General features: G+C 64.5%; 17 protein-coding genes. 10 read left to right on the top strand and 7 right to left on the bottom strand.

The window, feature by feature from the left end; translation table 11 throughout:
- Nucleotides 1–7 precede the first annotated feature (7 nt).
- Nucleotides 8–370 (bottom strand): nuclear transport factor 2 family protein, encoded by a 363-nt coding sequence (locus A5756_RS05715; RefSeq protein WP_231989084.1) that lies wholly within the window; start codon nt 368–370, stop codon nt 8–10.
- A gap of 41 nt (nt 371–411) precedes the next feature.
- A complete protein-coding gene (locus tag A5756_RS05720; protein WP_082948151.1) occupies nt 412–840 on the bottom strand; it encodes a MarR family winged helix-turn-helix transcriptional regulator in 429 nt (142 codons plus the stop codon).
- A 443-nt stretch (nt 841–1283) separates the two neighbouring features.
- Here A5756_RS05720 and A5756_RS26375 point away from each other — a divergent pair, with 443 nt between their 5' ends.
- Nucleotides 1284–1595, top strand: coding sequence for a lipoprotein LpqH (locus tag A5756_RS26375; protein ID WP_197507859.1), 312 nt, complete (start codon nt 1284–1286; stop codon nt 1593–1595).
- Nucleotides 1596–1860: 265 nt separating this feature from the next.
- On the top strand, nt 1861–2796 hold the full coding sequence (locus tag A5756_RS05730) for an SAM-dependent methyltransferase (protein WP_066948683.1): 936 nt from the start codon (nt 1861–1863) through the stop codon (nt 2794–2796).
- Between the two features lie 56 nt (nt 2797–2852).
- Here A5756_RS05730 and A5756_RS05735 read toward each other — a convergent pair whose 3' ends face one another.
- Nucleotides 2853–3308 (bottom strand): DUF1942 domain-containing protein, encoded by a 456-nt coding sequence (locus A5756_RS05735; RefSeq protein WP_066948686.1) that lies wholly within the window; start codon nt 3306–3308, stop codon nt 2853–2855.
- Between the two features lie 308 nt (nt 3309–3616).
- Between A5756_RS05735 and A5756_RS05740 the strand changes: the two genes are divergently transcribed.
- Nucleotides 3617–4228, top strand: coding sequence for an LGFP repeat-containing protein (locus A5756_RS05740; protein ID WP_066948691.1), 612 nt, complete (start codon nt 3617–3619; stop codon nt 4226–4228).
- Between the two features lie 26 nt (nt 4229–4254).
- On the opposite strand, the gene A5756_RS05745 is transcribed toward A5756_RS05740, so the two are convergent.
- Together A5756_RS05745 and A5756_RS05750 are read right to left on the bottom strand one after the other, a co-directional pair.
- Entirely contained in the window at nt 4255–5082 is an 828-nt protein-coding gene (locus A5756_RS05745; RefSeq protein WP_066948696.1) for a DUF1906 domain-containing protein, read from the bottom strand.
- A gap of 279 nt (nt 5083–5361) precedes the next feature.
- Nucleotides 5362–7047: a GMC family oxidoreductase gene (locus A5756_RS05750; protein ID WP_066948699.1), complete on the bottom strand. Its 1686-nt coding sequence runs from the start codon at nt 7045–7047 to the stop codon at nt 5362–5364.
- A 438-nt stretch (nt 7048–7485) separates the two neighbouring features.
- Between A5756_RS05750 and A5756_RS05755 the strand changes: the two genes are divergently transcribed.
- The 3 genes from A5756_RS05755 to A5756_RS05765 all read left to right on the top strand — a co-directional run bounded on the left by A5756_RS05755 (nt 7486) and on the right by A5756_RS05765 (nt 11122).
- On the top strand, nt 7486–7887 hold the full coding sequence (locus A5756_RS05755) for a nuclear transport factor 2 family protein (protein WP_066948702.1): 402 nt from the start codon (nt 7486–7488) through the stop codon (nt 7885–7887).
- Between the two features lie 21 nt (nt 7888–7908).
- Nucleotides 7909–8634, top strand: coding sequence for a YafY family protein (locus A5756_RS05760; protein WP_066948706.1), 726 nt, complete (start codon nt 7909–7911; stop codon nt 8632–8634).
- 889 nt (nt 8635–9523) lie between these two features.
- Nucleotides 9524–11122, top strand: coding sequence for a PPE family protein (locus A5756_RS05765; RefSeq protein WP_066948709.1), 1599 nt, complete (start codon nt 9524–9526; stop codon nt 11120–11122).
- Between the two features lie 24 nt (nt 11123–11146).
- Here the strand turns inward: A5756_RS05765 and A5756_RS05770 are convergent, their stop codons facing one another.
- Nucleotides 11147–12514 carry an aldehyde dehydrogenase gene (locus A5756_RS05770; RefSeq protein WP_369828586.1) on the bottom strand — a complete coding sequence of 456 codons (1368 nt, stop codon included), beginning with the start codon at nt 12512–12514 and terminating at the stop codon, nt 11147–11149.
- Between the two features lie 140 nt (nt 12515–12654).
- Here A5756_RS05770 and A5756_RS05775 point away from each other — a divergent pair, with 140 nt between their 5' ends.
- The 4 genes from A5756_RS05775 (at nt 12655) to A5756_RS05790 (ending at nt 18032) form a co-directional block, all read left to right on the top strand.
- A complete protein-coding gene (locus tag A5756_RS05775; RefSeq protein ID WP_066948713.1) occupies nt 12655–13584 on the top strand; it encodes an alpha/beta hydrolase in 930 nt (309 codons plus the stop codon).
- Nucleotides 13585–13788: 204 nt separating this feature from the next.
- On the top strand, nt 13789–14397 hold the full coding sequence (locus A5756_RS05780) for a TetR/AcrR family transcriptional regulator (protein ID WP_066948717.1): 609 nt from the start codon (nt 13789–13791) through the stop codon (nt 14395–14397).
- Nucleotides 14398–14673: 276 nt separating this feature from the next.
- Entirely contained in the window at nt 14674–15120 is a 447-nt protein-coding gene (locus tag A5756_RS05785) for an MmpS family transport accessory protein (RefSeq protein ID WP_197505326.1), read from the top strand.
- Entirely contained in the window at nt 15117–18032 is a 2916-nt protein-coding gene (locus tag A5756_RS05790) for an RND family transporter (RefSeq protein ID WP_066948721.1), read from the top strand. Before A5756_RS05785 ends, A5756_RS05790 begins: the two co-directional genes overlap by 4 nt.
- Here the strand turns inward: A5756_RS05790 and A5756_RS05795 are convergent.
- Nucleotides 18025–18807, bottom strand: a complete 783-nt coding sequence (locus tag A5756_RS05795) for an SDR family oxidoreductase (RefSeq protein WP_066948725.1) — start codon at nt 18805–18807, stop codon at nt 18025–18027. The two genes, A5756_RS05790 and A5756_RS05795, sit on opposite strands and share 8 nt — an antisense overlap.
- Between the last annotated feature and the right edge of the window lie 13 nt (nt 18808–18820).

An 18820-nucleotide genomic window follows, 5' to 3' on the forward strand; every position in this document is an offset into this window, starting at 1 on the left:
ACATCACCTATTCCGGCGAGTTCAATACCGTCCACAGTCGATTGATCCGTTCGCCGGATATTTCGGCCACGTCGAAGCCCGATGCCACGGTGTTACCGTCAGCGGTGTGTAGCTCCCACGCCAAAAAACCGAGTCCACGGGTCTGGCGGACCGTACCGGCCTTGACGAAATGCAGGCCCCGCAGCTTTTCCTGCAGCCCGGCCGCTTTGGCATTGAGGTCGTCGCGGCCGGTTACTACACCTTCATCGTCGATCCATTGCACGTTGTCCGCGTAGGTTGTCGCGATCGCCTCTGTGCGCCGCCGCGGGTCGCGCTCATTGAACACGGCCAGGAGGTTGGCTTCCATCAGCCGGGTGATGACATCGCTCACGTGACACTCCAGAGTTTAGTGATGTATCACCTAAAATAGCACTACCTTGTTGCCGGTGGCAGCGAGCTATTGTGATCGAGGTTGACGTGAATGTGCTCCAACGCGGCGGTCAGCGGTGCCAGCAGGTTCTCAGGCAGGGGATCAAAGAACAGGCTGCGTACCAGGTTGACATGACCGGGAGCGGCATCGACGAGGGCGTGCCACCCATTCTGGGTAAGTACGACATGGCTGGTGCGGCCGTCCTCGGCGCTGGGCCGCCGTTCGGTGAGGCCGCGTTCCTCCATGCGCCGCAATTGATGTGACAACCTGCTGCGTTCCCATCCGATCCGCGCTGCGAGATCGCTGACGCGCATGGCCTCCTCGCGGTCACCGCTGAGTGCGACGAGAACGTCGTAGTCGGCCAGCGACAACCCGGATTCGGCCTGCAGCTGGCGGTTCATCTCGTAGTTCATCCGTAGCTGCACGCGCATGTAGGCCACCCAGGCGCGCTGTTGCCTCGGGGTTAGCCACTGCCGCTTTGGTGATATGCCACGCACTTTTCTTGGAGTCACGTTGATCAGTATGACGGCGCAACGGGCTCAGCGCGGGTGATCGGCGAAGCTGTCCCAGGTGCATCCGCCCACCATTGGTCCGCAATAACTGCGGAGTCCGAGGCCTTGACGGCCGGTGTATCCGTTATGCTGCCGGTTGTTCCGGAATGTCGGTGCGCAGTTCAATTGCGAATAACTTTTGCAAAGGCAGCTCTCAAGTATTGCCCAGTTCAACGTCCGCCAGCGGAGCTGCGATTGCGGCCATACTCCTGATCGTTAGCGCACCGACTACGGCCTGCAGCCACCGGCCGTCATTTCATGCTGACGAAACGGTCAACTCAACAACCACATCCACCGATGCCGCGGCGGCAAAAAGCGACTCATTGACGTTGGCCGACAGAGTTTTCCCGCTGCACGAGGTCCAATGCCGCCGCATGGGCGGCGCGGTGCTGGTCACGGCCAAAACGCAGTCCGGCGACAGTGTCATCGTCGACGCAGCGGGCGGCAAACTCGAAACCCTGGACTTCAGCGCCGATGGTATCGCCTACTTCTGGGAACCGACGTCGACCGGAGGAGTGCCGGCCCCGGCGCTGACGCAGGACCGTGACCATTACGCGGTCACTGGCAAGATCAAACAGCTTCACGACTACACCAAGATCAGTGATTTCACGTTTAGGGCAACCTGCCCGCATTGAACATTCCGCCATGCGCATTACCGGCCCCATCCGGCTGTGACGGGCCGATGACCGCACCGGGATCGACTGTGCGCCAAGGCCGGCCGCCGTCCAGCAGATCTGGCGAACCGCTAACCATGTGGCACCACCATGATGTCGCGGGCACAATGTCGGATTCAGGGAGTGATCGAGAAGCGCGTCAGTTGTCCGGTCTCATTCGGCTTGGCGGTGGGGGAGCGCCCGGACACGGGTTGTACTGTGTCCAGGCGACTTTCGGAGGTTCACCATGACACTACCCAACGACGACGCCTGGGGTCCGGCCACCAGAGTGGGAACCACGGCCACGATGGCGGCGGCGGCGAGAGCCGTCGCCACCAGGGATGGGATCATCGACGATCCTTTCGCCGAGCCGCTGGTGCGCGCCGTCGGTGTGAGCTTTCTGACCCGCTGGGCTACCGGCGAGCTCGTCGCCTCGGACCTCGACGCCGAGGGCAGCTCGTGGGGCCTGGCGCAGATGCCCGCATCGATTGCGGCCCGCACGCGGTACTTCGACGAGTTGTGTGCCAATGCCGCAGGAGCGGGCATCCGCCAAGCCGTAATACTCGCCTCGGGCCTCGACGCGCGCGCCTACCGACTGGACTGGCCCCCGGGGATCACGGTGTTCGAGATCGATCAACCGGCCGTCATCGAGTTCAAAACCACTACGCTGGCCAAGCTCGGTGCCGAACCAAAAGTTGACTTACGCACGGTCGCCATTGACCTGCGCGACGACTGGTCGACGGCACTGACGACGGCGGGTTTGGACACCCGGAAGCCCACGGTGTGGATCGCCGAAGGCCTATTCGGTTATCTGACGCCCAAGGCCCAGGATCTGCTGCTCGATACGGTCACTGCGCTGAGTGCTCCAGGCAGCCGACTCGGGAGTGAGGCTGTGCCGAATACCGCCGATATGGAACCCAACGCAGCGCGCGAACGCATGCGCGAGGCGACGGCCAAGTGGCGCGACCACGGCTTCGAACTCGACTTCGACGTGATCGAGTTCGAAGGCGAGCGCCACGCCGTCGGGCCGTACCTGGATGCGCGCGGCTGGACGTCGGTCGCAACGCCGATGGCCGAGTTGCTCGCTCGCCACGGGTTCGGGGCCATCGCGCAGGCCGACGATGATCGACAGACGATGAACGGCGTCACCTACTACACGTCAACGCTGAACACAGACCGTTAGCCGTCACCGGGGGTTCCGTCACGCTTGCACGCTCGGAAAGGTCGCGGCAACTGTTGCTAGCTCTTCCAGACGACCTTGTCCGTGCCTCCGGCGTCCCGGTAGACGACGCTGTCGGGGTTTGTACCGTTGCGAACGTCGAAGTAGATACGCCCCGTAACAGGGCTGCCGAGGGGGAGCGGCCCCTCAGGAAGGCCATCGGTCTGGTTGCCCTTCATCACCGCGTACGTAGAGCTGTTGACGGCCCGAGCGTTGAAGTCGGCAATGTTCGGAGTGGCGTTACCACTCACACCCTTGGCGGTGACATCGGAGTACCAGATGCCGTCGTTGTGGCCGCTGGGCAGCAGGTCGATCACGGTGTAGTCGATGGTGCCGCCCATACTGGAAAGCTCTGCCATCTGGCCGAATTGCAGCACTTGGGGATCGGCCAATGCCGGTGTCGCCGCGAACAGTCCGGCCGCGGCCAAAACAGCTGTTGCCGCTGCCGTTTTCGATGCAATGTGTGAGAACGCCACGTCGGGCTCCCTTCGTGAGGTGCCGGCTCTCGAAGAGCGGCACTGATTCACGAGGTCTATCCAAAGCTCGGAATTTCAAACCTGATGTTTGCTAGCACGCTCCCAGGAGCCCATGGTGGATTTCATCGAGCACCGGTGATCCTTATTGAGGTGCTCCGACTCGCCGTCGATGGCCGCGTTGTAAGTTCGTCCGGAGCTACGAAGATCGCGACCGCCTGCGCCCCTCATTTGGTTCGGTTTTAGTCCCGGGCGGGCGAGGAGGTCTACCGCATTTGACCCACACCACAGGAAGACGGGGAAGGAAGCGCATGAGAACGATCGCATACCGCCACGCGGCAGTCGTCGGCCTGGCCGCCGTCGCGCTGATCACTGTGGGCTGCAGCCATGGCAAGGGCGTCGGAGCGTCGGCACCGCCTCGGGTCGGGGTGAACGCCGCCACCGCGACGTCTAAAGCCCCAGCGCCACCCACCGAGGTGAAGCTCATCGGGGAGCGCGACGTCGAGGTGACTCTGACCGGCCCGATCGCTGCCAAGTACTCGTCGGCAACCCTGAGTCAGAGGCAGGCTCTCGGCAAGCCATTGACGGGTGACCGCAATGCGGGCACCCGGGAGAGCGGGGTGGTGTTCCAGCAGTTCCAGGGCGGCGTGATCACCGCCAAGAACGCCGGGGCCGGCACGCCCGCATACATCACGCTGGGCAAGATCCGGGAGGCGTGGAATGTCCCACGCGACCCGGACGGCGCGCCTGCGGTCACCGGCACTAACGGTTCGGCAGGTCCGCTGGGCTTAGCCACCAGCGACGCGAACGCCGCCGGCGATCTGCTCGTGGAGACGTTCGAGCACGGCAAGATCGAGTACAACACGAAGACCGGCCAGGTCGCGGTGACGGTCAACGACAAGGTCGTGCCAACCGGGCTGTAGCCGAATCGCGGGCAGCGACCTTGCCACTACCGCACATCGCCACCTGGATGGCTCGCATGGAGGTTCCACTGGCCGCAATCGGGGGCCAGGACATCGTTGACGTCGACTTCGAGTCCGCCGACCTTCGGCCCGGGATTGGACGCGGTGCTCACGACTCGCTGGTAGAGGACAGCGGCGGGGTGGACCTGATTGCCGGACCAGGCTCGAGTTTGCCAGATCCAGCGGCGGCCAGGTGTGCTCGAAGACCCGACAACGCCATCGGCCGCGGCCCACTGGCACGTCCTGACGCCTCCGTAGATCCCCGTGCGTTGAACCCCTAGAACCGAGTTGATTCCGCGAAACCATTGCAGCGCAGTGCGACTCCAGGTGTCGCGATTGATGTCCTCGTCGATGGTGAAGAAAATTGGTGCACCCTGGCTGCCGCCTGCGGCGGTGTGTAGCTGCCAGGCGGTGCGCGCGTCCGCGATGCCGCCGGCGTAGCCCCGCGTGAAGTCCGACGGTGTCGACCCACCTGGTTTGCCGTATTGGTAGTTACTGACGATCACCAGGCCTGCGGCTTTCAATGAGTCGGCATAGGGCCGAGTGATCGGCTTGGCGCCAAACGATGTGCCAGGACGCGACTCCGATACGTAGTTGACCACCCCGCTATAGCCGGCAGCTCGAATCTCCTGCGCAGGAATCTGGCGCGCGGCGAAGTCGATCAGTTGGGGAGGAGCGGCGGCGGCCGCCGTAGGCATGCGGCAGGCGACTGTCGCGGCACCCAAACCGGCCAACGCTGTTGCGTAGCGCAGCGCGTCGCGCCGAGAAACCGTTCGCAGTCGCACATCGCGGGCCGGCGGGGGCAAACTGTGCATCGCGCGATGTTAACGATGTGACTGTTGTCACCGATAGACCTGCGCTAGCCGAAACGCGGTTGCATTCCCAAACGGATACCGAACGGTGACCGTTCGGCTATGACTTCGGGTGCAAAACGAAGATCGCGCGATCCATCTGACGAAAACAGCGAGATTTACTGATAGCCCTCCATATTCGGTCCCGCCGCATTTCTCCTCAAGCAGTTGCGCGCGAGCGGGGGAGCGGCTTGGGCTTCCCCGCTGCCGGGGCACCAGATCGATATCCCGCTGTTAACCGACTTATCCCACAATCGCCCGCGCTGCGCGCTCTGCGATGAGCATGACCGGCGCGTTGGTGTTGCCGGAAATGATGGTGGGCATACTCGACGCATCGACCACCCGAAGTCCGCCGACGCGGTACACGCGGCAGTCGGTGTCGAGCACCGTGGCGGCCGAACGCGGCCGCCCGCGGGCGTCAAAGGCTCCCATCGCGCAGGTACCCACCGGATGGAAGATAGTCGTGCCGAGTTCACCGGCCGCCCTCTGCAGCTCTTCATCGCTCACCAGTTGCGGGCCGGGTAACAACTCCTGCGGGCGGTAGCGGGCCAGAGCCGGCGCCGCCATGATCTGCCGGGTCATCCGGAGGCCCCGCACGGCGACTTGGCGATCGGCGTCAGTCGACAGGTAATTGCAGAAGATCTTCGGGTAGGTCAGGGGATCTGCACTGGCCATGCGCACATGGCCTCGCGAGCTGGGTCGGAGATTGCAGACCGAAGGAGTAATCGCTCCGAAGGGGTGCAGGGGTTCGCCGAACTTCGGCAACGACAAGGGCTGCACGTGCCACTCCAGATCGGCGGCTTCCAGCGCGGGGTCGCTCTTGGCAAAAGCCCCGAGTGTGGAAGGGGGCATCGTCATGGGCCCCGATCGCAGTAGTAGGTACTGAAGTCCTATGCCTGCACGGCTAATCCAGTTCCGGTACAGCGTGTTGACGGTCGGGGCGCCCCGGATCCGGTAGATCGTTCGAATCTGCAGGTGGTCTTGCAGGTTTTCGCCTACTCCTGGCAGATCGACGGCCACCGGTACTTGATGTTGGGCAAGCAGGCCGGCCGGACCCAGACCCGAGACCTGCATTAGATGCGGCGAGCCAATAGCCCCAGCGCTGAGGATCACCTCGTGGCGGGCTCGGACGTCGATGATTTGGCCGCCTCTGAGAAGCCGCAGGCCGGTGACGCGGTGCTGGGCCGTCGTCCAGGCCCCGCGACGCTGATCGTCCGGGACCTGGTCGTCCATCAGGAGCCGCAAGGCCTGGGTCTGCGTGTAGACGGTGAGGTTCGGCCGGTGGGCGATGGGATGCAGGAAGGCATCGGCCATCGACCAGCGACGGCCACGCCGTTGGTTGACGTGAAAGTACGCAGAGCCGGCGTTGACGCCCCGGTTGAATTCATCGATCGGGAGGATGCCCATCTCGGCAGCTGCGGCCTGCCAGGCGTCCAGGATTTTCCAGCGCACGCGTGGCCGCTCGACAGGGATCTCGCCACCGGCGCCGTGGCAGTCGTCGGCTCCGCCGAAGTAGTCCTCCAATTTTTTGTAGATCGCCAGCGTCTCGCCTGGCCTGTCCGGGCCACCCCAACGCCATCGCTCGTCTCCGGTGGCCTGCGCCCACAGGTTGTAGTCGCTAGCCTGGCCGCGCATGTGGATCATGGCGTTGATCGACGAGCAGCCGCCGATCACTCGGCCGCGCGCGTAGTGAATGCTGCGGCCGGCCAGGCCGGGGTCGGGCTCAGTCGTGAAGCACCAGTCGGTGCGGGGGTTGGCGATTGTGTACAGATAACCGACCGGCACCTTGATCCAGAACCAGTCGTCGGTGCCGCCGGCCTCGATCAGGAGGACACGGCGATCAGGGTTGGCGCTGAGCCGATTGGCGAGCAGGCAGCCTGCGCTGCCTGCTCCCACGATGATGAAGTCGAATTCGGCGATCGGGCTCATTCCGGTATCGGTCCTCCATAGCGTCGGATGCGAGTCCTAGTGTGCGCGATGACCACCACATCTCGTCGAGGAATGATTGGCCTTGAGAGCTACGCGTTGACTTCGGTGTCTGACAATTGTTGTGGCACAAGTCAAAACGGAATCTTTTACGGGCAAACTCCACCCGCGAGAGGTGGGGCCAGGTCGCTTACTGGTAACCCGCCATATTCGATTCCGCCGTATTACTCCTAGTGCGAAACGCTCGCTTGCGCGAATGAGCAGGGAGCTGTGCCGGTAAGGAGCCCGCGATGCCCCGCTACGACCTGACCGGAATCACGTAGTCGCACACCCGTCGTCCCGATCCGCCGGCGCGGCGGGCTCTCAGCGTGAGTCGTTCCCCTCGACTTGGCACACAAACACCGACATACCGTTGTCGCGGCGGTGCCTGACGCTGGTGTGATGAACAAGAACGAGAACCTAATGGAGACGAACACGGCTGCAGCGGATGCGGCGCTCGCGGTGTGGTTGGAGATGTGGAACACCGACGGTGAGATCGCGCGTCGGATCTGTAGTGAGGATTTCCGGATTCATTTCCTGAACTCCGAGACGGATGGGTCGAACCCGGGCGACGACGTGCTGGGCGCGGAGAGTTTCGTTCGGTTCCTGGAGGTGTATCGCGAGCGGCATCCGGATGTGGTGTTCATCGAGTTCGCGCGGGCCGTGGACGGCGCGCACGGGCGGATGCTGTGGAACGTACAGGACGGGCAGGTTGCTGCGGGCGGGGTCGATGTCTTCGACTTCACCGAGGATGGGTTGATCCGCGAGGTGTGGTCGGTGGGCGGGACGCGCTCGTTCACCTGAGACCGGGGGAGACTGACATTCGTGAGGAGAGCCGAGCGGTTGTACGCGCTGGTCGATCTGCTGCGGGGATCGCGCCGACCGTTGTCGGCCGCTCGGCTCTCGGAGGAGTTCGAGGTGTCGAAACGCACGATCGAGCGGGACATCCAATCGCTTCAGCTCGCGGGGGTCCCGATCTACGCCGACCACGGGGTGTTGGGCGGGTATTCGATCCTGCGGGATCACTCCTTGCCGCCGCTGAATCTCACGGTGCCGGAGTCGCTGGCGGTGCTCGCGGGGCTTGGGCTCTTGGAGACATCGCCTTACGGTGCGGCGGCGCGTCGCGCGCGGGCGAAGGTCCTCGCGATCAGCCGCGAGGATCAGCTCGCGCCAGTCGATGAGGCGTTGGCGTCGATGTTCGTCATCGACGCCCAGCCGCCGTCCGAAGCGGCGATCTCGCTGATTCCCGAGGCGATCGCCGCGCGCCGAGTCGTGCGGTTGGACTACACCTCCGAGGACGGCGAGACCCACACCACCCGTGACGTGGAGGCGATGGGTCTGCTGCGCGGAGGTGATTCGTGGATGTTCGTGGGATGGTGTCGGCTGCGCGAAGGCATCCGCGGATTTCACCTCGACCGCATCCGGCACCTGGAAATCACCGGAGAGATGTTTCCCGAACGCGATCCTGCGGTGCTGAATGCGGATCTGTCGCGGTGGCGCACTCGGCGACTCGGAGGACGCCCCGAGCCGACAACCGCGGGTCCATCGTGAAGCACCCAAGTTGACATAATGTCGCTTATCGGCACAACGGCGACCAGGCCATCGCATGGAGGGCACTCGACAACGCTCGGACGAGGCCACCGAGACAAGCTGCCGTGCTCGCGCCCCCGTCACCACCAGTGCGGCACTGCCCGCGAAGATCATGAACTCGGGGCCACGCACCCGAATCGGGCGGCTAGCGGCCCGCGACGCCCCCCGATCCGTTCGTCCGCGTGCATGACCTCAATTCGTCACTGTGACGAATTACTCACCGCCCCAGCGGTATTGGTGATATGGATGATCAGTCACCATCGCGCCGCGCAAGCTCGACTCCCGATCATCACGACGGGGCCACGCCGTAGAAATGAACGGCAACTACGCGCCTCGGTCGCCGGGCGGCCAGGCACCCCACGACAACCCTGGTGCACCTTCCGCGCCCTGGCCCCCGGTTGATGACGCGACCAATTGCCGGGCCAGACCGACGCCCCAAGCAAAGCACCATCCAGCTTTGGCCGCATGGTGGGACCCACTCCCACTTCCGCCACGCCGGCGTGCAAAGCCACAATTCGTCACTGTGACGAATTGTGTTCCACCCCAACGGTATTGGCGACACGAATGCATCATGTCGCCATCGAGCCGCGCGCCCCCGCGACCGCCGGCCGCACTACGCGTTGCTTGGCCTCCCCATTCGGGAGCAACCCGTATCCGTAGCGCGAATCTAGGGGCACGGTTAAACCGCTACGATAGAACCGTAGATACAGGAATATCACAGCTATATATCCTTATATGCGTAGTCGGGCGATCTTAGGATCAACCCCGTGATCCGCCCACCAAGAGGGTCCGCGCTCATTTCTAACCATGACGTGGCTCGGCTGCGACGGCCCGAACAGACCAACCTGCGATGACGGGGCCGATCTGGATGGCTTTCCCGCCGGAGGTCCATTCGATGTTGTTGTCCAGCGGGCCGGGTCCCGGACCGCTGCTGGTCTCGGCGAGCGCATGGCACTCACTGAGCACCGAGTACGCCGCGGTCGCCGGCGAACTCAGTTCACTCCTTGGCGAGGTTGAGGCCAGCGCGTGGGAAGGACCAAGCGCCGCGAACTATGTGGCCGCCCACGCGCCGTACCTCGGCTGGCTGATTCAGTCCAGCGCATTCAGCGCCGGGATGGGCGCGCGGCAAGAGGGCGCCGCGACGGCATACACGACGGCGTTGGCCGCGATGCCGACGCTGGGCGAGCTGGCGGCGAACCACGCCACGCACTCGGTATTGGTGGCGACGAACTTCTTTGGAATCAACGCAATTCCGATAGCGCTGAACGAGGCGGATTACTCGCGAATGTGGGTACAGGCCGCCACAACGATGAGCACCTACCAGGCCGTCTCGATCTCCGCGGTCGCCGGGGCCCCACCCAATACGGGGGCGCCGCGAATCATGGCGGCGGACATGGGCACGGGGAGCATGGATGCCGGTTCTGGAATGAGCGGCGGCTCGGGGATGGGCGGCGGAAATCCCTACATCATGGGAACCTCACTCCCCCAAAATCCCCAGGAGTGGCTGCAAGCGCTCTTTCCCTTCAACCCCTTTTCGCCGCAGGGCTGGTCGATGCACCCGAGTCTGTCGATGTTCCTCTCGCGCGTGGAGACCCTGATCCCGATGTATGCCCACGATCCCGCGCAGCTGTTCGAGACGATCGTGATGCTCGCTCTGCAATTCGTCATTCACCGAACGCTCGTATTCATCAACCTTCTCCTGTTCAACCCGGTGGGGTTGCTCAGCTTCTTCCTGAGCAATCCGGTCTACACCCTCGGACTGGTTACGCCGATGTTGGCGGTTCCCGCCGGAGCCGCAGGCGGCTTGGCGGGGCTGGCGGGACTGCCAGGAGCGGCTCCTGCCCCTGGCGCCGTTCCGATCCCATTGCCCGCGACGGCAATTCCGCTCACCCAAACGCCGCCGCTACCCGCGCTCGCCGCCGCACCGACCATCAACGCCACGCCGTTTCACGCGTCGGCGGTGTCGGCGCCTGCGCCAGTCGCTGCGGCCGCGCCGGGCGCGCCGCCCGGTCCGCCGCCAACGCCGGTGGGACCGGAAAGTGCCGTGGCCGCACAGAATTTCGTGTCCCCGTATCTGGTGGGTGGTCTCGGCGCCGGGTCGGAGTCCAAGGTTGCCGGCCAATCTCGCAAGCGGACCGCAGCTGCGGCCGCGGCCGCGGCGACCGCGGCGGGGGCGGCGGCACAAGAGCAACAAGCCAGGGGCCGTCGGCGACGGGCACCCCGCCGCACACACAGGGGTTACCGCTACGAATTCCTCGACCTAGAACCCGAATTCAGCGCCTCAAGCGATCCGCCAGCGATGGCCTCCGGCCAGGGCGCGGGACCGCTCGGCTTCGTCAATCCCGCAGCGCCGCGCGCCGCGGGATTGACCAGGCTGGCCGGCGACGGCTTCGGCGGCGAATCAACCGTCCCGATGCTTCCCGGTGGCTGGGAGGCCGACCCGGCCTGAACGTGACCTCGTGACGCTTTGCAATCAGTCGCCGGGCGCCGACCAGTGCACCACCTTCATGGCTGTCATCTCGTCGAGCAGTTCGGGCCCGAAGCCGAAGCCCGTGCCGCTGGCACGGCGGGGCTCGGCGGTTCCGCCGGGCGCACCGCCGAAGACGGAGTTGATCTTCACCGTGCCGACAGGAAGGCTGCGCCACGCCTCCTGGGCATGCGCCATGCTCCCGGTGAGTACCGTGGCCGCCAGGCCGTAGCGATCGTCGGCGGCTTCGGTCAGCGCCGCTGCGAAGTCCGGCACCACCCGCACCGGCGCGACCGGACCGAACGTTTCCTCGCGCATGATCAGCATCTCGGGAGAGCAGTCACTCAACACCGTGGGTGGATAGAACGAGCCCGTCCCGGGCTGCGGCTCGCCGCCGACCAGGACGTGGGCCCCGGCCCGGGTCGCGTCTTCGACGTGCGCGTGCACATGTTCACGATGACGCTCGTCGACCAGCGGTCCGATGCGGTCGGCCCACGAGATCGCCTCGTCGATCAGTGCATTGAGGAAAGCGTCGGCGATCGATTGCACGACATAGACCCGCTCTACCGAGACGCAGCTCTGTCCGGCGTTGGCGAAGGCGCCCAGTGCGGTCTGGCCGGCCGCCCAGGCCGGGTCCACGTCGGCGTCGACGATCAACGCGTCGTTTCCGCCATTCTCCAGCAGTGCCTTGGCACCGCGTTCGGCACACGCGCGCGCGATCTCTCGGCCGGTTGCGCTGCTGCCCACGTGCGCGACGACGTCGACCAGCTCCGCAGCCGCCAAGCGCTCCCCGACGGTCTCGTCGCCGTCCACGATCTCGAGCACGCCATCGGGCAGGCGGGCGGCCAGCAATTCGGCGAACCGTCGGCCGGTCTGTGGGCAGCGCTCGCTGGCCTTGTGTACCACGGTGTTTCCCGTCACGAGGGCCGCGCCCAGCAGCCCGGCAGCGACGGCGATGGGATCGTTCCACCGCATGATCACCGCGACCACGCCGCGCGGTTGGGGAACCATCAGGTCGGTCGCGGACCATCCGCCCTGCAGAGCGTGGCCGCGGTGGAGCGGCCCCAATTGAGCGTACTGCAGCAGCGTGTCGATTCCGGCATCCACGCCGCTGCGCGCGTCGCCGCGCAACTTGCCGGTTTCCCGCTCGTTCAATTCGGCGAGTTCGTCCGCGGCAGTGCGGACGTCGCCCGCGGCCGCCGCTATCGCGGCCGCCCTTTCGCCCGGCGGGGTGCGCGCCCACCCGTGGGCCGCAGCCGCGGCGCGTGCGACGGCGTCGTCGCAGTCGGCCGGCTCGGTGATCGGCACCTGCGTGACGGTGTCGCCGGTCCGGGGATCCAGAACACTGATGATTTTGGTAAGGGTCGAGGCCACGCCAGCGAATACCCTGTCCCCGGCCCGACCAATCGGGAGCCCCCGAGCGTCGCCAGCTGACAGAACTGAAGATGCCCCGTGGACACAACGGCGTTCCTGTATGTTCGGCGTGTCGGCGGCGTGAGAGAGCAGAGGCATCGATGGCAAGCGGACCCGCCGACAATGACTTCGCTTCACGACACGTGGTGAATCCCGGCCTGCGCAAGGTGGCCCGATTTCTGCCTCGCGGATACGCCCTGCACCGCGGTCTCAAGGTCCAGCGGACGATCATGAACCTCTTCAGCAGCACGGGGCGGCTGCGGGACGTACCGGTCGCCACGGTCGACGAGCACGTCACCGTTCGCCTGCATCGTCCGACCAACTTTCCCCACCGCGGACCGGCACTGCTTTGGGTGCACGGCGGCGGCACCATCATGGGTCACGCCGCCCAGGACGACAAATACCTTCGCAAGCTGTCCCACCGCACGGGTGTCGCGATCGCGGCCGTGGAACACCGCTTGGCGCCCGAGCACCCTTATCCGACCCCGATTGAAGACTGTTACGCGGCACTGCTGTGGCTCGCGCGCCAACCGTGGGTGGACCCGGAGCGAATCGCCGTCGGCGGGGCCAGCGCCGGTGGACACTTCGCAGCGGCGCTGGCGCAGTGGGCTCACGACCGCACCGACGTCAAACTGGCTTTTCAGATGTTGGTGTATCCGATGCTGGACGATCGGACCGGCACCGAACGGGACGGCCAGCGGCGCATTATGTGGACGGCGAGCGACAACCAGTTGGCGTGGCGCTGGTACCTCAACGGTGCCGACCCCAAAGAAGCGGCCCCCGCCCGTCGGGACGATTTGTCCGGCCTGCCGCCGGCCTGGATCGGGGTCGGGACGTTGGACCTCTTCTATGAGGAGTGCCTGCAATACGCCCGGCGCCTGCGCGAGGCGGGTGTTCCCGTGCACGAGGAGATCGCCCTTGGAGCCTTTCACGCATTCGACCAGATCGCGGACAAGGCGCCGGTGTCGGTGAACTTCTTCGCCAGTCAATGCGATCACCTTCGGGACGCCCTCGTCACGCCCCGCGCCTAGAGGCGGCTGGCGACAACTCCCCTGCATCGATCGATCCCCTTGTGCGGCAGCGTGTTTTAGCAGACTGATGACGGGCACACGATTGGCTGGCCCGTTAGGCGAGCCCAAGCCGGGAACGACGCCGGCCACTCGCCGGAGGTCCGCGCGACCCGAATCCGCCGCCTTTTGACTGCAAATTGTGCAGAACGTGCAACTATAGGTGCTATGTCCAACCCGGTGGGTCTGCGGGAGCGTCGTCGGCGCCAGACGAGCGCTGACATTCGCGACGCCGCGGTGCGCCTCGCACTGGAACGCGGATTCGACAAGGTGACCATCGATGAGATCTGCGCCGATGCGGGGGTGTCGACGCGCACCTTCTTCAACTACTTCCCGAACAAAGAGTCCGCGATCGCGTACGGCCCTTCGGACATACCTCCGGAGCTGGTAGCCGATTTCGTCGCGGCCGGGCCCGCCCCCTATTCGGTGGTGTTGGAAGAGTTGATCACGCTGGCGGCGCACCATCTCCGCGACGTGCCCCCGAAACGCGAACAAGCGGCCGGCATGCTGGAACTCGCCAAAACTTCCCCGGCGGTACTGGCGGCATTCCTCGCCGACTTGGAGCGGTTCCAGAATCACCTGACCGATGTTGTAGCGCGCCGCCAAGGCATGCGAGCCGACGACGAGATAGTCGCGTTGATCGCCGCGCTGGCGTTGACGGCCGTGCGTTCGGGAATCGAGCGCTGGTCAAGCGGGGAAGCCGGCGCCGCGGACGACACGCCGATGCCCTATGTCGAGCGGGCCGCTGCGCTGGTCAACAGCATCTTTACAAAGTGATTTGAAACACCGCGCGCAATTATTGCATGGCGTGCAAGGTATGCACATTATGTACTATGCTCATCAGGCGGTATCCGAAGACGCTTCATGAAGTAGGTGTCGGTACCGGGGGCGGCCGCTGGTGCGCTTGGGCTACCGTCCCAACTTCGGGCGATCGAGCGCGCACGCATCATAGTGATCAGCGAGAACCATTGCGGTGCAACGTAAGTCGTGGCGCTTCCCCGCCCATGCGTTGGTGTACAGGTCACACTGACGCTGACCGAGGACGGCGGCCTGATGGGGAAGGAACCACCTGAGGTGAAGGTTGTGCGCAACGCGTGGTTGCCGATGCTGATCGTCGCGGTCCTGGTGGTCGGCGGCTTCGCCGTGGCCCGGGTCAAGTCATTCTTCGGAGCCCACGACACGGGCGTCATGACGAGCCCGCGGCTGGATGACTCCAAGCCGTTCAAGCCAAAGGTCGTCAAGTACGAGGTCTTCGGCTCGGCCCGCACCGCCAACGTGAATTACTTGGACCTGTCCTCTGACCCGAAGCGGGTCGACAATGCGACCTTGCCCTGGACGCTAGTGCTCAGCACGACCGCCCCCTCCGTCTTCCCGAACCTCTCGGCGCAAAGCGACGGTGATTCCCTCGGTTGTCGCATCACCATCGACGACGAAGTCAAGGCCGAGAACCTGACCGACCGCGTGCACGCCCTGACCTTCTGCTTGGTGAAATCCGCATGAGCGCACACGTCGACGACGCCCGCACCGACACCATCCCCGTCGCCCAAGAACCGGTGCGGGACAAGATTCCGCGGATCATCCGAACCTTCGCCGTGCCCATCATCCTCGGCTGGATCGCGCTCATCGCGGTGCTCAACGTCGTCGTCCCCCAGTTGGACGAGGTCGGGAAGATGCGCTCGGTGGAGATGACTCCCGACGATGCGCAGTCGGTCGTCGCGACCAAGCGGATGGGCGCGATCTTCAACGAGTACAAGTCCAACAGCTCGGTCATGATCGTGCTCGAGGGCCAAAATCCCCTCGGCGCCGACGCCCACGCCTACTACGACCAGATGGTCAAGAAGCTCGACGCCGACACCAAACACGTTGAGCACGTTCAGGATATGTGGAGCGATCCACTGACCGGGGCGGGCGCGCAGAGCAACGACGGCAAGGCCGCCTACGTCCAGGTGTATCTGGCCGGTAACCAGGGCGAAGCCCTGGCCAACGAATCCGTCGAGTCGGTGCAAAACATCGTCAAGAGCTTGACCCCGCCAAAAGGGGTAAAGGCCTACGTCACCGGGCCCGCCGCTCTATCGGCGGATCAGCACACCGCCGGCGACCGCAGCCTGCAGCTCATCACCGCGGCCACCTTCACGGTCATCATCGGGATGCTGCTGTTGGTCTATCGCTCGGTCGTCACCGTGCTACTCACGTTGTTGATGGTGGTCTTCGAACTCTCGGCCGCCCGTGGGATGGTCGCTTTCCTGGGCTATTACAAGATCATTGGGCTTTCGACGTTCGCCACCAACCTGTTGGTCACGTTGGCGATCGCGGCCGCCACCGACTATGCGATCTTCTTGATCGGCCGATATCAGGAAGCCCGCGCCGTGGGTGAATCACGCGAAGACGCGTATTACACCATGTACAAGGGCACCGCACATGTGGTGCTCGGGTCAGGCCTGACCATCGCCGGCGCCACCTTCTGCCTGCACTTCACCAACCTGCCCTACTTCCAGACGCTGGGCATCCCGTTGGCCATCGGCATGGTGGTGGTCGTGGCGGCCGCGTTGACGCTCGGTCCCGCGGTGATTTCGGTGGCGACGCGTTTCCGCAAGACGCTCGAACCCAAGCGCACCCAACGGATTCGCGGGTGGCGCAAGGTCGGCGCGCTCGTGGTCCGCTGGCCCGCCCCGATCCTGGTTTTGACGATCGGCATCGCCCTCGTCGGATTGCTGACCCTGCCCGGCTACCGCACCAATTACAACGACCGCAACTATCTGCCCGCCGACCTCCCCGCCAACGAGGGTTACGCGGCCGCGGACCGGCACTTCTCCCAGGCGCGGATGAATCCCGAAGTGCTGATGATCGAAGCCGACCATGACCTGCGCAACTCCGCGGACTTCCTGGTCATCGACAAGATTGCCAAGACGGTCTTCCGGGTGCCGGGAATCGGTCGCGTGCAAGCAATCACCCGGCCCCAGGGCACGCCGATCGAGCACACCTCGATCCCGTTCCAGATCAGCATGCAGGGCGTCACCCAGCAGATGAACCAGAAGTATCAGGAAGACCAGATGGCCGACATGCTGCATCAGGCCGACATGATGCAGACGACCATCGACAGCATGGAAAAGATGTCGAGCATCACTGCGCAGATGGCCAACGACATGCACCAGATGGTCAAGAAGATGCACGACATGACCATCGACATCAACGAATTACGCCAGCACATGGCCGATTTCGAGGACTTCTTCCGCCCCATCCGCAGCTACCTCTACTGGGAACGGCACTGCTACGACATCCCGGTGTGCTGGTCGTTGCGGTCCGTCTTCGACGGCCTCGACGGCATCGACATCATGACCGACGACATCGAGAGCCTGCTGCCGATCATGGATCATCTCGACACACTGATGCCCCAGATGGTGGCGCTGATGCCGTCGATGATCGAGAACATGAAGGCCATGAAAACGACGATGCTGACCATGTATGCGACGCAGAAGGGTCTGCAGGATCAGCAGAACGAGGCGCAGAAGAACTCCAATGCAATGGGCAAGGCGTTCGATGCGTCGAAGAACGACGACTCGTTCTACTTGCCGCCGGAGACCTTCAACAACGCCGAGTTCAAGAAGGGGATGAAGAACTTCATCTCCCCCGACGGCCATGCCGTGCGTTTCATCATCAGCCATGACGGCGATCCGATGTCGGCCGAAGGCATTTCGCACATCGGCGCCATCAAGAAGGCCGCCTACGAATCGCTCAAGGGCACGCCGCTGGAGGGTTCCAAAATCTATCTGGCGGGCACCGCGTCGATCTACAAAGACCTCAGCGACGGCAACACCTATGACCTGTTGATCGCCGGGATCTCTTCGCTGTGCTTGATTTTCATCATCATGCTGCTCATCACGCGGGGCGTGGTGGCATCAGCGGTCATCGTGGGAACCGTCTTGCTCTCGCTGGGCGCGTCGTTCGGCCTGTCGGTGTTGATCTGGCAGCATCTCATCGGCATCGAGCTGCACTGGATGGTGCTCGCGATGTCGGTCATCATCCTGCTCGCCGTGGGCGCCGACTACAACCTGCTTCTGGTAGCGCGGTTCAAGGAGGAGATCCACGCCGGCCTGAACACCGGGATCATCCGGTCGATGGGGGGCACCGGCTCGGTCGTCACGTCGGCGGGCCTGGTGTTCGCCTTCACGATGATGACAATGGCGGTCAGCGAGCTGACGGTCATCGGCCAGGTCGGTACCACCATCGGATTGGGTCTGCTGTTCGACACCCTGATCGTCCGGTCGTTGATGACGCCATCGATCGCCGCGCTGCTGGGCAAGTGGTTCTGGTGGCCCCAACGTGTGCGGCAACGCCCGGTTCCGTCGCCCTGGCCCAAGCCGAGTGACGAGAAGGCGCCCGAGGAGACCGAATCACTCGCTCCGGCTAGGTAACCCAGTCCGGCTGCCCGGCGGTGTCGACCGCGGAGAAGTCCTTGTGGCCCAGGCCGGCGGTGGTGCCGCCGTCGACGACGAACTCCGAGCCGGTCGAATAGCTCGACTCGTCGCTGGCCAGGTAGACGACGAGGTTGGAGACTTCCTTGGGCTCGGCGATGCGTCCCAGCGCGGTCTGGAAGATGTCCTCGGGAACCCACTCTGTCATCGGGGTTTTGATGAGCCCAGGGTGGATCGAGTTCACCCGGATCCCGCTGGGCCCGAGCTCTAGTGCCGCCGACTTGGTCAGGCCCCGGACGGCGAATTTGGTGGCGGTGTACCCGTGGCAGGCGATGGTGCCGGCGATTCCCTCGATGGAGGAGATGTTGATGATCGATCCCCTCCCGGCTTCCTTCATCGGCTTCACCACGGCGCGGATACCCAGGAACACGCCCGTCAGGTTGATGTCGAGGATCCGCTGCCATTCCGAGAGCGCGTAGTCCTCGAAGGTGCCGATGTTGATGATGCCGGCGTTGTTCACGAGGATGTCGATGCCGCCGAATTCACTGAGGACGGTGGCCACCGCGGCGTCCCAATCCTCGGGCTTCGTCACGTCCAGGTGCAGGTAGCGGGCGGCGTCTCCGACCTCGGCAGCGACGGCCTTGCCCTCGTCATCGAGGATGTCCCCGAACACCACCTTGGCCCCCTCGGCCACCAGCGTCCGCACGTGCGAGGCGCCCATCCCCCGCGCGCCCCCGCTGATAAGCGCGACCTTCCCGGCCAACCGTTCTGCCACCGCAATTCTCCTG

This window comes from Mycobacterium sp. 852002-53434_SCH5985345 (assembly GCF_001667155.1).
Lineage (GTDB): Bacteria > Actinomycetota > Actinomycetes > Mycobacteriales > Mycobacteriaceae > Mycobacterium.